This window comes from Shewanella algidipiscicola, from assembly GCF_900380485.1.
GTDB classification, from domain to species: domain Bacteria; phylum Pseudomonadota; class Gammaproteobacteria; order Enterobacterales; family Shewanellaceae; genus Shewanella; species Shewanella algidipiscicola.
Map to the genome: position 1 here is coordinate 347,980 of NZ_OXJV01000012.1, position 12,166 is coordinate 360,145.

9 protein-coding genes and 2 pseudogenes are annotated in these 12,166 nt (G+C 47.9%); 6 read left to right on the plus strand and 5 right to left on the minus strand.

All coding sequences use genetic code 11. The annotated features are described in order from the left end of the window. Nucleotides 1-70: 70 nt before the first annotated feature. Entirely contained in the window at nucleotides 71-1,519 is a 1,449-nt protein-coding gene (nhaD, locus tag DN599_RS09005) for a sodium:proton antiporter NhaD (protein WP_110457524.1), read from the minus strand. A gap of 367 nt (nucleotides 1,520-1,886) precedes the next feature. Continuing rightward, nucleotides 1,887-2,756: a pirin family protein gene (locus DN599_RS09010; protein WP_110457279.1), complete on the minus strand. Its 870-nt coding sequence runs from the start codon at nucleotides 2,754-2,756 to the stop codon at nucleotides 1,887-1,889. Between the two features lie 405 nt (nucleotides 2,757-3,161). Between DN599_RS09010 and DN599_RS09015 the strand changes: the two genes are divergently transcribed. Together DN599_RS09015 and DN599_RS09020 are read left to right on the plus strand one after the other, a co-directional pair. Then, entirely contained in the window at nucleotides 3,162-3,776 is a 615-nt protein-coding gene (locus DN599_RS09015; RefSeq protein WP_110457280.1) for a hypothetical protein, read from the plus strand. A 9-nt stretch (nucleotides 3,777-3,785) separates the two neighbouring features. Then, nucleotides 3,786-4,868 (plus strand): rhomboid family intramembrane serine protease, encoded by a 1,083-nt coding sequence (locus DN599_RS09020; RefSeq protein ID WP_110457281.1) that lies wholly within the window; start codon nucleotides 3,786-3,788, stop codon nucleotides 4,866-4,868. A 78-nt stretch (nucleotides 4,869-4,946) separates the two neighbouring features. On the opposite strand, the gene DN599_RS09025 is transcribed toward DN599_RS09020, so the two are convergent. Then, entirely contained in the window at nucleotides 4,947-6,203 is a 1,257-nt protein-coding gene (locus DN599_RS09025) for an MFS transporter (RefSeq protein WP_110457282.1), read from the minus strand. Between the two features lie 75 nt (nucleotides 6,204-6,278). Here DN599_RS09025 and DN599_RS09030 point away from each other — a divergent pair, with 75 nt between their 5' ends. Next, nucleotides 6,279-7,088: an AraC family transcriptional regulator gene (locus tag DN599_RS09030; protein ID WP_239473269.1), complete on the plus strand. Its 810-nt coding sequence runs from the start codon at nucleotides 6,279-6,281 to the stop codon at nucleotides 7,086-7,088. Between the two features lie 355 nt (nucleotides 7,089-7,443). Then, complete coding sequence (locus DN599_RS09035) at nucleotides 7,444-8,925, plus strand: protein adenylyltransferase SelO (protein ID WP_110457283.1); 1,482 nt, start codon at nucleotides 7,444-7,446, stop codon at nucleotides 8,923-8,925. A 44-nt stretch (nucleotides 8,926-8,969) separates the two neighbouring features. On the opposite strand, the gene DN599_RS09040 is transcribed toward DN599_RS09035, so the two are convergent. Further along, nucleotides 8,970-9,635, minus strand: coding sequence for an SDR family NAD(P)-dependent oxidoreductase (locus DN599_RS09040; protein ID WP_110457284.1), 666 nt, complete (start codon nucleotides 9,633-9,635; stop codon nucleotides 8,970-8,972). A 460-nt stretch (nucleotides 9,636-10,095) separates the two neighbouring features. Here DN599_RS09040 and DN599_RS09045 point away from each other — a divergent pair, with 460 nt between their 5' ends. Next, entirely contained in the window at nucleotides 10,096-11,082 is a 987-nt protein-coding gene (locus DN599_RS09045) for a cytochrome-c peroxidase (RefSeq protein WP_110457285.1), read from the plus strand. Nucleotides 11,083-11,416: 334 nt separating this feature from the next. After that, nucleotides 11,417-11,662: pseudogene (locus DN599_RS09050) on the plus strand (transposase); the annotation flags it as partial. Here the strand turns inward: DN599_RS09050 and DN599_RS09055 are convergent. After that, nucleotides 11,656-11,757, minus strand: a pseudogene (locus DN599_RS09055) (IS982 family transposase); the annotation flags it as partial. The pseudogenes DN599_RS09050 and DN599_RS09055 overlap by 7 nt on opposite strands. Between the last annotated feature and the right edge of the window lie 409 nt (nucleotides 11,758-12,166).

Consider the following 12,166-nt stretch of genomic DNA (forward strand, 5'->3'; position numbering starts at 1 on the left):
TCATAAAAACGGTGCTGGAGTCTATCCAACACCGTTTTTTTATGGGCAATTTTTAGCTTCATTAATGGGATTAAAATAAGCCTGCGTTTAGCCAAAGGTGGGTTAAGATGCTGGCCGCATAACCTAAGGCGATAACGGGGGTCCACTTTAAGTGAGCCGTAAAGGTGTAGACACCACGAGCCTGTCCCATTAAGGCGACTCCCGCGGCACTGCCAATCGATAACAAACTGCCACCGACGCCAGCGGTTAAGGTGACAAGCAGCCATTGGCCTAAGCTCATCTCTGGGTTCATGGTCAATACTGCAAACATCACCGGAATATTATCGATAATGGCCGACAACAAGCCGACGGTAATGTTGGCATAGGTGATGTCCCAGTGCTGATACATGAGCTCAGACACTAAGGCCAAATACCCCATAAACCCGAGGCCGCCAACGCACAATACCACGCCATAAAAGAACAGCAGCGTGTCCCATTCGGCCCTTGCAATACGGGTAAATACATCGAAGGGCACCACATTACCTAGTTGCTCTAAGCGTTTGAGATTGTTTTCTCGCTCAGCCCGTTCGCGCGCCTTTACCACGGCTTGCTCAAATGTTTTACGCAGATAAAAGCCAAAAAACTGTAACAAGCCCAGGCCGGTCATCATTCCCAGTACGGGGGGAAGCCCCAAAAACGAATGACAGCACACCGCTGTGGCAATGGTCAGTAGAAACAGGCCGACAATACGCCGAGCGCCACGTTTCATGGTGACTTTCTCAATTGCAGCTTGCTCGGTCGTGTTAGCGATAAAAAAGCTCATTATCGCCGCGGGCAGCAGATAGTTGACCAGCGAGGGTAAAAATAGCGCAATAAATTGCTCAAATTGCTCAAATTGCACCACCCCTTTTTGCCATACCATCAAGGTGGTGATATCGCCAAAGGGACTAAAGGCGCCGCCAGCATTGGCGGCGATCACGATATTGATACAGGCGAGGGTAATAAAGGCACGGTTGTCGCCACCCACTTTCATCACGACCGCACACATCAAAAGTGCTGTGGTGAGGTTATCGGCGATAGGCGAGATAAAAAATGCCATAAAGCCGGTTAACCAGAATACGCTGCGCAGGCTAAAACCACGGTTGATCATCCATGCGCGCAGCGCATCAAACAGTTTACGCTCCTCCATGGCGTTGATGTAGGTCATGGCTACCAGTAAAAACAGCAGTAGTTCGGCATACTCGAGTAGGTTGTGTTTGAAAGCCGCTTCCGACAGTGCTGACATGCCGTGGCCCACATAGATAAAGCCGATGATCCCCCAAATCAGCCCAGCTGCGACCAGTACCGGCTTGGACTTACGCAGTTGCAGCGCCTCTTCGCTCATCACAAATAAGTAGGCCAAAATAAAAATGGCTAGTGCGACATAGCCACCCAAGGTGGCGGTGAGATCTAAGGTTGAGCCAGCTGAAGCCATAGTGCTGTTGGCCAGTGTGGCAGGGCTAAAGAGCATGGCAAGCAACAGCATGAGCTTAGCTGGCATCGGAGCAAGGTGCAGTTTTAACGCTTGAAATGGGTTCATTGAGAGGGCCCGTAGTTGGCTATGTAATTAAAAATTACCACAGATATCGCCAGATAAAGCTTGATAGAGTGCAAATTTATACATCTTAGCTGCGATTAAGCCCGTTGTTTGGCTGATCTTAGGTTGTCAATCACAGGGCTGGCTGCAAATCGGTCGCGCCGATTAGAGGGGGCTGCTTTAGGGCGTACAGTTTGAAAGCTTGAGGGGGGAGTTATCTATTGTGTATGTGATATCAGCGGTTAATGATTCCCACAGGGGAAGGTGTCACCTTTAAGTAAACCGGTGCGATGGGCTGTCCACCACACCTGCAGACTTATGCCAATTGCGCTTAGCTACTAACAATTTCGCCGAAGCGTCCTTGTTGATAATCGGCAATGGCCTGCTCAATTTCGGCTTGGCTGTTCATGACAAATGGTCCCATATGGACGATTTTTTCGCGAATAGGATCGCCGGCAAATACTAAGAGTCCCGCGCCATCATCGCCTGCTTGTAGCGACAATAAGCCTTGGCTATCAACTATTAAATACTGCCCCTGTTGAAAATGCGCTTGCGTATCTTGCTGCGTGCTACTGATACTACCTTGATACAGGTAAAGCCCTGCATATTGGCGATGACTCAAGTCGAGCTGCGCCTGCGCGTGGGGTGCCAGCATTAAATCGGCCACCATCCCTTGGCCAGCCAAACCTTGTACCGGCGCGCTGATGTGAGTGTCCATGTCAGCAAATTGCCAATCACCAGCCAATGCCCGCAGCGTTGCGCCGTGGGAATTGGTGATTTCTGGGTTGTGGGTATCGCTACTGTCACGATAAATTGCCGGACGCATCTTGTCTTTGGCAGGCATATTGAGCCAAATCTGAAAACCATGCAGGCCGTCGTTTGCATCGGCCAGAGGCATTTCTGAATGCACCACTCCACTGCCAGTACTCATCCACTGTACGTCACTGGCACGTATCGCCTTAACATTGCCTAGTTGGTCTCTGTGCTCGAAGCCGCCTTTACGAATATAGGTAAAGGTTTCAATCCCACGGTGGGGGTGAGGTGGGAATCCGCCGATAAAGTCTTGTTTATCATCGGACTTTATCTCATCAAGCATCAAGAAGGGGTCAAACTTGGTGCGAGTAAAGTCGGCGACGCGACGAATGTTGACACCGTCACCGTCCATGGCCGGTAAGGCGTTATATTGACTTACTACTTTCATCGTCTTCTCCAAATGGGGCGGCCAATGAACATCACTATTGATGATAGTTGCTGATGTTGGCGATTGTGACTCAATCTTCAGGAGTGTAGGTTAACAACAAGGTTGTCGAATAAAAATCGCTAAATAATGCTTATAAAGTTCGAATTTATCGAATATATGTGCTGGGCGCTAAAGATGTTTCATTAGGTGGCAATGAGGTTGATGCGGCGCAAATCGAAACGGGTCTAGGACTGCAACTTTAGTTGATATTTATGATATAGATGGCGTTAATAGTTGTTTCTGTTCATTTAAAGTCCATTTATGCCGCGTTTTTTATACCCAGCTGTGCTAACATTTTGCCGTTTTTGTATGTCACCTACGTTAGTGTTTTTTGATTGTGCAACCAAGTAAGGAGTTCTGCACGATATGGAGATCAACTCAAATACCAGCCCAAAGTCTGGCCTCGCGCACCAGAGCGCCACCGCGGCGACTAAGCGTTTTCCCCAACTTGATAATGGCGAGCTGATTAAAACCAGTTTCTGGATAAGCCAAATATTTATGATCATCGCCACCGTAATAGGCGTTTATTTGGCGGCACAAGAGGGCTTGTCTCAGGCGATCACCTTTGACAACCTGACTAACAAGCAAAATAACTATTACCTACGTCAGGCGCTTTATGATGAAGTTAATGACAACGTTAATATTATCAACGAGTATGCCGATTTTGTTGCGAGCAAGGCACCCTACGATATTAAAAACCACCACCCAGTGATGGCCAACTTTGTATGGGAAAACATGCGTTACTCCTCTTATACCTTAGAGACACCGTCCACCTTGCTTTCTCAGACTCGGCGCTTCTACATGCAGTCAGCCGATATCATAGATAAGATGGAGAAGCGCATCTATGGGGTTAAATATGGCGCAGGTTTGCTTAAAACGCTCACCCAAGAGGTGAGTGATAACACCTTGCCGGCATTAAAAGCCAACTACACCGCTTTGGCCGATGAGCTCAAACGTAACGATATTTTTGTAGATAGATAAAGGGATTTAATGATGATGATCTGTCCTGGCTGTAATAAAGCTGCGATGAAAGTGCACCATTTTCACGGTGAAGAGGTCGATAACTGCCGATCATGTGGCGGTATGTGGTTTGAAAATGGTGAGTTAAATGGGGCGTTATCCAGAGCCGATAATGGCGACGATAAAGTGCGTGTCGAAGAGACGCTCGGCCAGCAGTTAGGTGCCTCGGCGCGTCAATGCGTGCAATGTGAATGCATTATGCAGCGCCATTTTTTAATGCCCGGCTATGAAATTGAAGTTGATGTTTGTCATCAATGTAGCGGTGTATTTATCGATGAACATGAGCGCGCCAAGGTGGTGCATTCACCGCTAGTGAAAAAGCACTTGGCTGACTTGAATGCCAAGATCAGTGCTAAGACTTGGATCTTTCAGTTTTTATCGCAGATGCCAGTGGAGTTCAGCCTCAAGCCCGCATCGCGTCCGATAATGACCTACTTGTTGCTGGCGCTGAATATCTTAATTTTTATCGGCTATGGCTTCGATCTCAACACCACAGATACGGTATTTGACAATTTTGCTATGCGTTCGAGCGATCTACTCGCCGGCCATCATCCTTGGTCTTTAGTCAGTCATATGTTTTTACATGGCGATTTACTGCATTTGGCTGGCAATATGTATTTTCTTTATGTGGTGGGCGACAACCTTGAAGATGCGTTAGGTAGAGCGAAGTTTTTAGGTCTTTATCTACTCTGTGGTTTTGCTGCTGCGGCGGCGCAGATCATCGCCGATCCGAGTTCGAGTATTCCCATGGTTGGTGCCAGTGGCGCCATTGCGGGACTATTTGGTATGTACTTAATCTGGTTCCGCCATGCAAGCCTTACCTTTATGTTTGTTATCTATCAGAAAAAGCTCAGCCCATTGGCATTTTTCGGTATCTGGCTTGTGTTCAATATTATCGGCTTACTCATGGCGGGCGAGGGCGTAGCCTATTGGGCGCACATTGGTGGGTTTGTCGCAGGGTTAGCCATAGGTGCAGCGCTGAAGTCTAAGGTGATGCAAGACAATCCATTACTGGCAATGATGAATGCACCTGAGGTGAAAATCGCCCGTTAATGCCCAAGGGAACAGCCATCGTGCTGGCAGCTAAACCAACAAAAAAGCCTCATCGTGTTATGAGGCTTTTTGATCGGTTTATTCACTATGATATTTTAAGGGGGGCAGGCGCGTATCGCTCTCAAGGGGTTTGCTGATCAGCCTGCCGTTGGCGGCAAAAAAAGAGCACGCCGCCCACAATACCGCGGCGCCGGCACACATCAGCAAGGGCGTGCGCCAGTCATGGCTTTGCTGATACATCGCCCCCATGATAAGTGGCCCAGTGGCGGCAAAAGAGTAGCCGATGCACTGTGACATGCCCGACAGCGTCGCCGCTTGGTAGCTGTTAGCGGTGCGCAGGCTGATGAGAGCTAAGCCGATAATAAAGCTGCCACCAATCCCAAACCCCATCAATAATGCCCACCATAATGCCTGCATAGGAGCGATGATTTGCCCTATGATGCCCAGCAGTGCCATGCTCGTCAGTGCTAAGGTTAATTTGCGCTTATCTTGCACCTTGGCCATTAATGGGATCAAGATTAATGCGGGTAGGGCGGTGGCTAATTGCAACACACCATGGATCACTCCCGCCTGTTCATGGCTAAAACCACTGTCGATTAAAATACTTGGTAACCAACTGATTAATATATACATTAAGAATGAGTTCAAGGCTAAAAACAGTGTAATGTGCCACGCTGCTGACGAACGCCAAACATAACCATGCCTCTCATGTGTTGCCTGTGTGCGCAGCGAGATCTTATTGCTACGCATCAAGGGGAGCCACACTAATATCGCTACTAGTGGGAATACTAAGTTGGTCGCTAGCGATAATGCCCAGTTGGGTAGCAGGTTAATGGCTTGGCTGTCCACCCACTTAGCGACCGGAATCGCAATGCTGGCAACAATGGCCGAACCCACCCCCATCATTAATACATACAGTGAGGTGACGGTCGCTGCTTTGTCAGCAAAGTCGCGCTTGGTAAGGCTAGGCAGCAATACGTTGGCGATGGCGATACCCGCACCGATAACTGTGGTGCCGATAAATAACATATCGGTGCTGCCTAATGATCGCAGCGTTAAGCCTAGGGTGATTAATACCAAAGAGGTCATTAGCGAGCGTTCGAGGCCAAAGCGTTTTCCCATGCTTGAGGCTATGGGGGAGAACAGTGCGAAGGCCAGTAAAGGCAAGGTGGTTAACATTCCCGCTTGGGTAGCCGAGATCCCCAATTGCTGGCTTATGTCATCGAGCAAGGGGCCTATGCCTGTAATGGGGCTACGCAGACTCAATGAAATTAATAAAATACCGGTAAAGACTAAGGCGCTAGTCGCGATTTTGGCTGGCTGAAGCTGGGTCACATGGGTTCCTCTTAGGTGGTGACGGGCTAGCATACCCTTCAATAAGCTTACCGTATTGGTGTATAGTGACTTTATATGTTTAAAAACGGTCAAATCATGCTTGCCGATCCCTTTCGTTTTCCCGATTTCGATTCCGATATTTATCCACAGCAGGTGGTGTCACTGCGCCTCATGGGCGGTGATCGTGAGACTGAAACGCCATTACATCAGCACTATAAGAGCCAGTTGGTGATGCCGTTGAGTGGCTTCGTTAAATGCAACATTGCCGATGCCATTTGGATGGTGCCCCCCCATTGTGCTGTGTGGATCCCAAGTCAAGTTCGTCACAGTAACTTGGTGTCGAAAGAGGCCAATGTATGTATGTTGTTCATCGATCCTGAGGTCGCAGGCTTGCCCACTAAAATTTGTACCCTGTCGATATCACCACTGTTACGTGAGTTAATCGTGCATCTGACCTCACAGGAACAAACCTATCAAGCTGGCAGCACTACCGACAATTTAGTTAATGTGCTGCTAGATCAATTGCGGGTGATGCCCACCGAGCAGTTTAATTTTCCTATCCCGAGCGAGCCACGGCTAAAGGCAATAGCCATGTGTCTACTGTCACAGCCCGCCGAGCGACAAACGGTAAGGGAGTGGGCGAGCCAATTTGCCATGAGTGAACGCACCCTGTCGCGTTTGGTCAAACAACATGTGGGTTTATCGTTTGGGCGATGGCGTGGTCAGCTGCATCTGGTGCTAGCCTTGCAATGGCTAACCTGTGGAGAATCGGTACAGCGCATCGCGGAGGATTTAGGTTATGAGTCGGTAGGAGCGTTTATTAATTTTTTTAAACACGCATTAGGTCAGCCACCTAAGCAGTATATGAAGCAGCGAGACTATTAAGGCGATATCCTTCACACTGGCACAGGCTATGTAGATCAAACCGTCTGGAAGTTAGCCAAGCGTTAAGCGTAGAACGCAGGACAATAGTGAGATTTCATTCTCTTTATCAAGCGGCTTGCGCTAAAATATAAAGAACAGATTTTAGACAGGTTTTAATCAATCCCAATGCGTTATTTTTGCCCTGTGTTTAAGTTCACTGCAGTGAAGTCAATCGATGTTAAGAGCCACTCTTATTTGTTACTCAATAACAGGATGAGATCCACTGAGCCGCTTATCATCATTGCCGCTCATTCTGGGTTCGCAGCAACTTAAATAGTACACGGATTGGATTGTCCCTGCCGAACGGATGTAGATCATGAACAGTAATGCAATAGAGTTAGGATTAAATTTCGACAACAGTTTCGCCAAACAGCTCGGTGGCTTTTATGTCGCTTGCGAGGGCGATGGTGCGCCAGCGCCAGAGTTGGTGAAATTAAATACGGCTTTGGCTAAACGCATTGGGTTAACCAATGAGGATCCTGTGCAGTTAGCCCAAGTGTTATCTGGCAGTGCGAGTCCACTTGGGGCACTGCCATTAGCGCAAGTCTATGCAGGGCATCAGTTTGGCGGCTTTACTCCGCAATTGGGTGATGGCCGCGCCCTGTTACTGGGCGAAGTACTAGATACTGAGGGGCAGCGCCTCGATCTGCAGCTAAAAGGCTCAGGGCCAACCCCGTTTTCTCGCGGTGGCGATGGCAAAGCTGTGATGGGCGCAGTGCTGCGCGAATATATCCTTAGCGAAGCGATGCATGCACTTAATATTCCCACCACCCGCGCGCTAGCCGTTGTCGCCACCGGCGAGTCGGTGAGACGCGATATGTTACAGCCAGGTGCCGTGCTGACCCGCATCGCATCGAGCCATCTGCGTGTCGGCAGTTTTCAGTTTTTTGCCGCTCGCGGTGAGCAAGACAAGGTTAAGCAGCTGGCCGATTATGCGATTGCCCGCCATTATCCTGAGCTCGCTCAGAGTGAGCACCCTTATTTAAACTTTTTACGTGCGGTGCGTAATAACCAGGCCAGCCTTATTGCCAAATGGTTGCTAGTGGGGTTTGTCCATGGGGTGATGAATACCGACAATATGACGATTAGCGGCGAGACAATCGATTATGGTCCGTGCGCATTTATCGACTATTACGATGCAGACAGTGTCTTTAGCTCTATCGATAGAGAGGGGCGTTATGCTTATAGCAACCAAGCGGCGATAGGCCAGTGGAATTTAGCACGCCTAGCCGAAACCTTGTTACCGCTTATCGATGAGTCACAATCTGTGGCAATCGAATTGGCAACGCAGGCGGTGACCGAGTTTTGGGATGTGTTTAAGCACCATTGGGTTAATGGCATGCGTGCCAAGCTAGGTTTATCTACCGAGGAGGTTGGCGATCAGGCGCTGGGCGAGCAGCTACTCGATGCGATGGCGGGGGAGAACGTCGATTTCACTAATCTGTTCCGCCAACTGGCAAGCGATTTAGCTCATCAACGCAATGACAGCCAAAAGCTATTTAACAATGCCGATAAGTTTAACGTTTGGCGCGGGCTGTGGCTGGCGCGTATTACGCAAGATCCGTTAACGATTGAGCAGAGCGTGATACTGATGAATAGTGTTAATCCCCTTTATATTGCCCGCAATCATCAAGTTGAACAGGCCATAGAAGCGGCGCAGCGTCACGGCGATTATCAACCTTTTGAGCGTCTAGTTAAGGTATTAGCCACGCCCTATACCGCGCAAGAGGGCGCCGAGGATTATGCTAAGCCTGCTCCCGCAAGCTTTGGTCCCTTTGTCAGTTATTGTGGCACCTAAAAGGGGGGGCACAGGCGCCTTGCCGAGCGCGATTGGCGGACTGATTACCCCCGCTGAATGGTGATATCTGAGATATAGCCATGTTCGCTGGCGGTAAGCGCCTGTTTTAACATCCCCGCCGCTTCCTTGGCCGACATAAAACTCGACGTATCTAGTGTTTTACCGCTGCTCGGCCAAAAGTCGGTGTCCATGCCGCCAGGATACACCGCGATAAGTTTCATCGGACTGTTTTTCAGCTCTAAACGTATCGATTCAATAAAGCCACGCACGGCCCACTTAGCTGCGCAATAAGTGGATTCGCCAGCTTTAGCGGCAAGGGCTGCGGTCGACATCACTATTACCACGTTGATTTTTTTATCTCTGTAGCGTTTAACTAGTTCACGTACTAACAGTATGGTGGAGGTGACATTGTTCTCCAGTAATGTATTTATCTCTGTAGCTTGTTGAGTGTCGATGCCACCAAAATAGCCGCTACCTGCGCAGTGGATCACAGTGTTTGGCGTGCTGGCAGACAGTTTATCAAATAGCATGGTGACACTGGCTTCATTGGCCAAGTCGGCTGCGATAGGGTGGATATTGGTATGTTGTTCGCTCACTGTGTGTAGTCGCTCTGCCGAGCGACCACTAATGGTGACAGTGTGTCCCTCTTCGGCATATTGGGTTGCTAATGCCGCGCCCAAGCCACTACTGGCACCAGTTATTAAAATCATCAGTCTACTCCACTCTTTATAAAGCACCAGGCTAAAGGCATTAGGTTAACACTATAGGGCTATGATAAATCGAATTATCACGTTATCTCGACCATTATGCACATTATTGAACGTCGTGGGCGCAGATTAAGTGAGTCAAAAAAGAGAGTAAGACAGGTTGACGTTTGATGCTAGGTTACAGGTTTTATCAAGTATGAGGGGGCGGGAGATACGAGGTTAGCTTAGATACGAGCCTAATAGACAAGAGTTTGCCAAACTGTTTAATACTGGTGTCATTTATGTATTATAAAAACAAAATAGCCAGCCAATATAACTTGTTTTTCAAAATAAACAGTGACTTGCGTCCCATGTTTAGTATCCAGATACACGATAGACCTAATCGGAAATTACCGTTTAACTTGCGGTAATGCTTACCCTATTATGACGGCCATTTAGCCATACAAAAGATAGGTGTATTTTCATGATTAAGTTAACCCCTGTTGCCATAATACTTGCTTATTTATTATCCATGTCGGCCGCTTCGGCCGGTGAACCTATTGAGCCGATAAAACCTGCGGTGATCACTAACCCTGACAAAGTTGAACTCGGCAAGATGTTGTTTTTTGAGCCTAGACTCTCGATGTCGGGTTTTATCTCTTGCAACTCATGTCATAACCTGTCGACAGGGGGCGTCGATGCCCTGCCGACCTCGATAGGTCACCATTGGCAAGAGGGGCCCATTAACTCACCGACAGTGCTTAATGCTGACTATATGCTGGCGCAGTTTTGGGATGGCCGCGCGGCCGATCTAAAGGCTCAAGCGGCAGGCCCAATTGCCAACCCTAAAGAGATGGCTTACACCCACGAACTTGCAGTGGACACTATCGCCTCTATGCCGGCTTATGTGGCGCGCTTTAATCATGTCTATGCCTCAGATGAGGTGAATATCGATCGCATTACCGATGCCATAGCCGCGTTTGAAAAAACCTTGGTGACGCCCAATAGCCCGTTTGATCTGTATTTGACTGGCGATGCAGATGCCATAGATGCCGAGGCGAAAGCGGGTTATCAGCTGTTTAAAGATAAAGGCTGTGTTAGCTGTCATAACGGCCCAGCGGTCGGCGGTACCATGTACATGAAGATGGGGCTGGTTAAGCCGTTTCATACCGACAATCCTGCGCAGGGTCGTAAAGATGTGACAGGTAATGAAGCCGATAAGTACGTGTTTAAAGTACCGACACTGAGAAATATCGAACTGACCTATCCCTACTTCCACGATGGTAGTGTGTGGACCCTTGAAGAAGCGGTCGATACCATGGCTGATATCCAGTTGGGGCAAAAGTTAAGTGATGCTGAAATTAACCAGATGGTCGCGTTTTTAAAGACATTAACTGGTGAGCAGCCACAAATTGTCCTGCCAATATTACCGCCATCTAATGCTAATACACCGCGCCCTGCGCCCTTCTAAGGGGCCTTTATCGCTGGAAAAAGTTGGAGGCAGTTAATCTGTTTCTGACTTTTTTGTGTGCATATTAATGGTTATTACCGCAAGTCGTCAGTGGTATACCTGTGGCTTGCTTTTTGAAATAAAGTTTTGACAGCGGATAGGCGCTGGCTCAAATATGTCGTCAAAATGTGATAATGCCTTAAATCAGATAAGTATCTCAGCTTTTTAAAGAGGAAAAATAACTGCACATTGGAATAACGGCCCTAAGGCTGTTGGTCTTTCGTGACTAGTTTTTGAGCGGCATGGAAAAGCGTTATAATTTGTTTCACCAAAAATAAATTAAAAACTCAATACCATGCCAAGGCTAACTGATAAGCGGTGGTTAAAGCGACTTCAAGTAATGAAGAGCGCAGGCCGCATATACAACAAACCAGAACACCGAATGACGTTTGAAGAGATACTTTACCGGCTGCGAACAGGTATCCCATGGCGAGATTTACCAACTGAGTTTGGCCGCTGGAGTACCATTTGTCGCCGCTTTAACTTGTGGTCAAAGAAGGGTTTATTGAGTTTGTTATTCAATGGTTTAGCCAAACCAGCGCGCTTATACTTGCGGGTGCCATCTGTTAAGCACTGTTGTTCCCATTTAGGGATAAAAGCATTACAAAAATCATCGACATCACAAAATACATCCACTAAATATATTCATATGCCCTCTGCGTGATTGATTAATCTTGGTTGAGAGTACACTTCCCGATTTAAACTTGTTACTAAGTAGTTAATGGCTCTGCTGTATTTAATTAAAAAGGTTCTATATTTTCACTGTTCCTATTTTGTTGGTCATATCTGCTGTCGAATATAATTAATACAGATGTTTAAACCTTAGATTAATATGGGGCCTATGGTAGAGTTAATTAAGTGGATTATCTGTCATGGGCACGCGATCCCACCTACAGTCACTTCCACTAAAAACACACCGCTTTTTTGCTGTAGGCATCGGTGTTGCGCTGACTTACTACTTGGAAGTTCGCGCTTATTTTTGTAAGCGGGCGATGGCGTCAATTTTGTATTAAAAAAGCCCTCTCAAACAGGGTTCGTATCGGAA

Bases quoted from the DNA above. Each gene is read 5' to 3' on its own strand.
- DN599_RS09035 (WP_110457283.1), top strand. From the start codon at position 7,444: ATGAACAGTAATGCAATAGAGTTAGGATTAAATTTCGACAACAGTTTC.
- DN599_RS09045 (WP_110457285.1), top strand. From the start codon at position 10,096: ATGATTAAGTTAACCCCTGTTGCCATAATACTTGCTTATTTATTATCC.
- DN599_RS09010 (WP_110457279.1), bottom strand. From the start codon at position 2,756: ATGAAAGTAGTAAGTCAATATAACGCCTTACCGGCCATGGACGGTGAC.
- nhaD (WP_110457524.1), bottom strand. From the start codon at position 1,519: ATGCCAGCTAAGCTCATGCTGTTGCTTGCCATGCTCTTTAGCCCTGCC.
- DN599_RS09040 (WP_110457284.1), bottom strand. From the start codon at position 9,635: ATGATTTTAATAACTGGTGCCAGTAGTGGCTTGGGCGCGGCATTAGCA.
- DN599_RS09030 (WP_239473269.1), top strand. From the start codon at position 6,279: ATGTTTAAAAACGGTCAAATCATGCTTGCCGATCCCTTTCGTTTTCCC.
- DN599_RS09020 (WP_110457281.1), top strand. From the start codon at position 3,786: ATGATGATGATCTGTCCTGGCTGTAATAAAGCTGCGATGAAAGTGCAC.
- DN599_RS09015 (WP_110457280.1), top strand. From the start codon at position 3,162: ATGGAGATCAACTCAAATACCAGCCCAAAGTCTGGCCTCGCGCACCAG.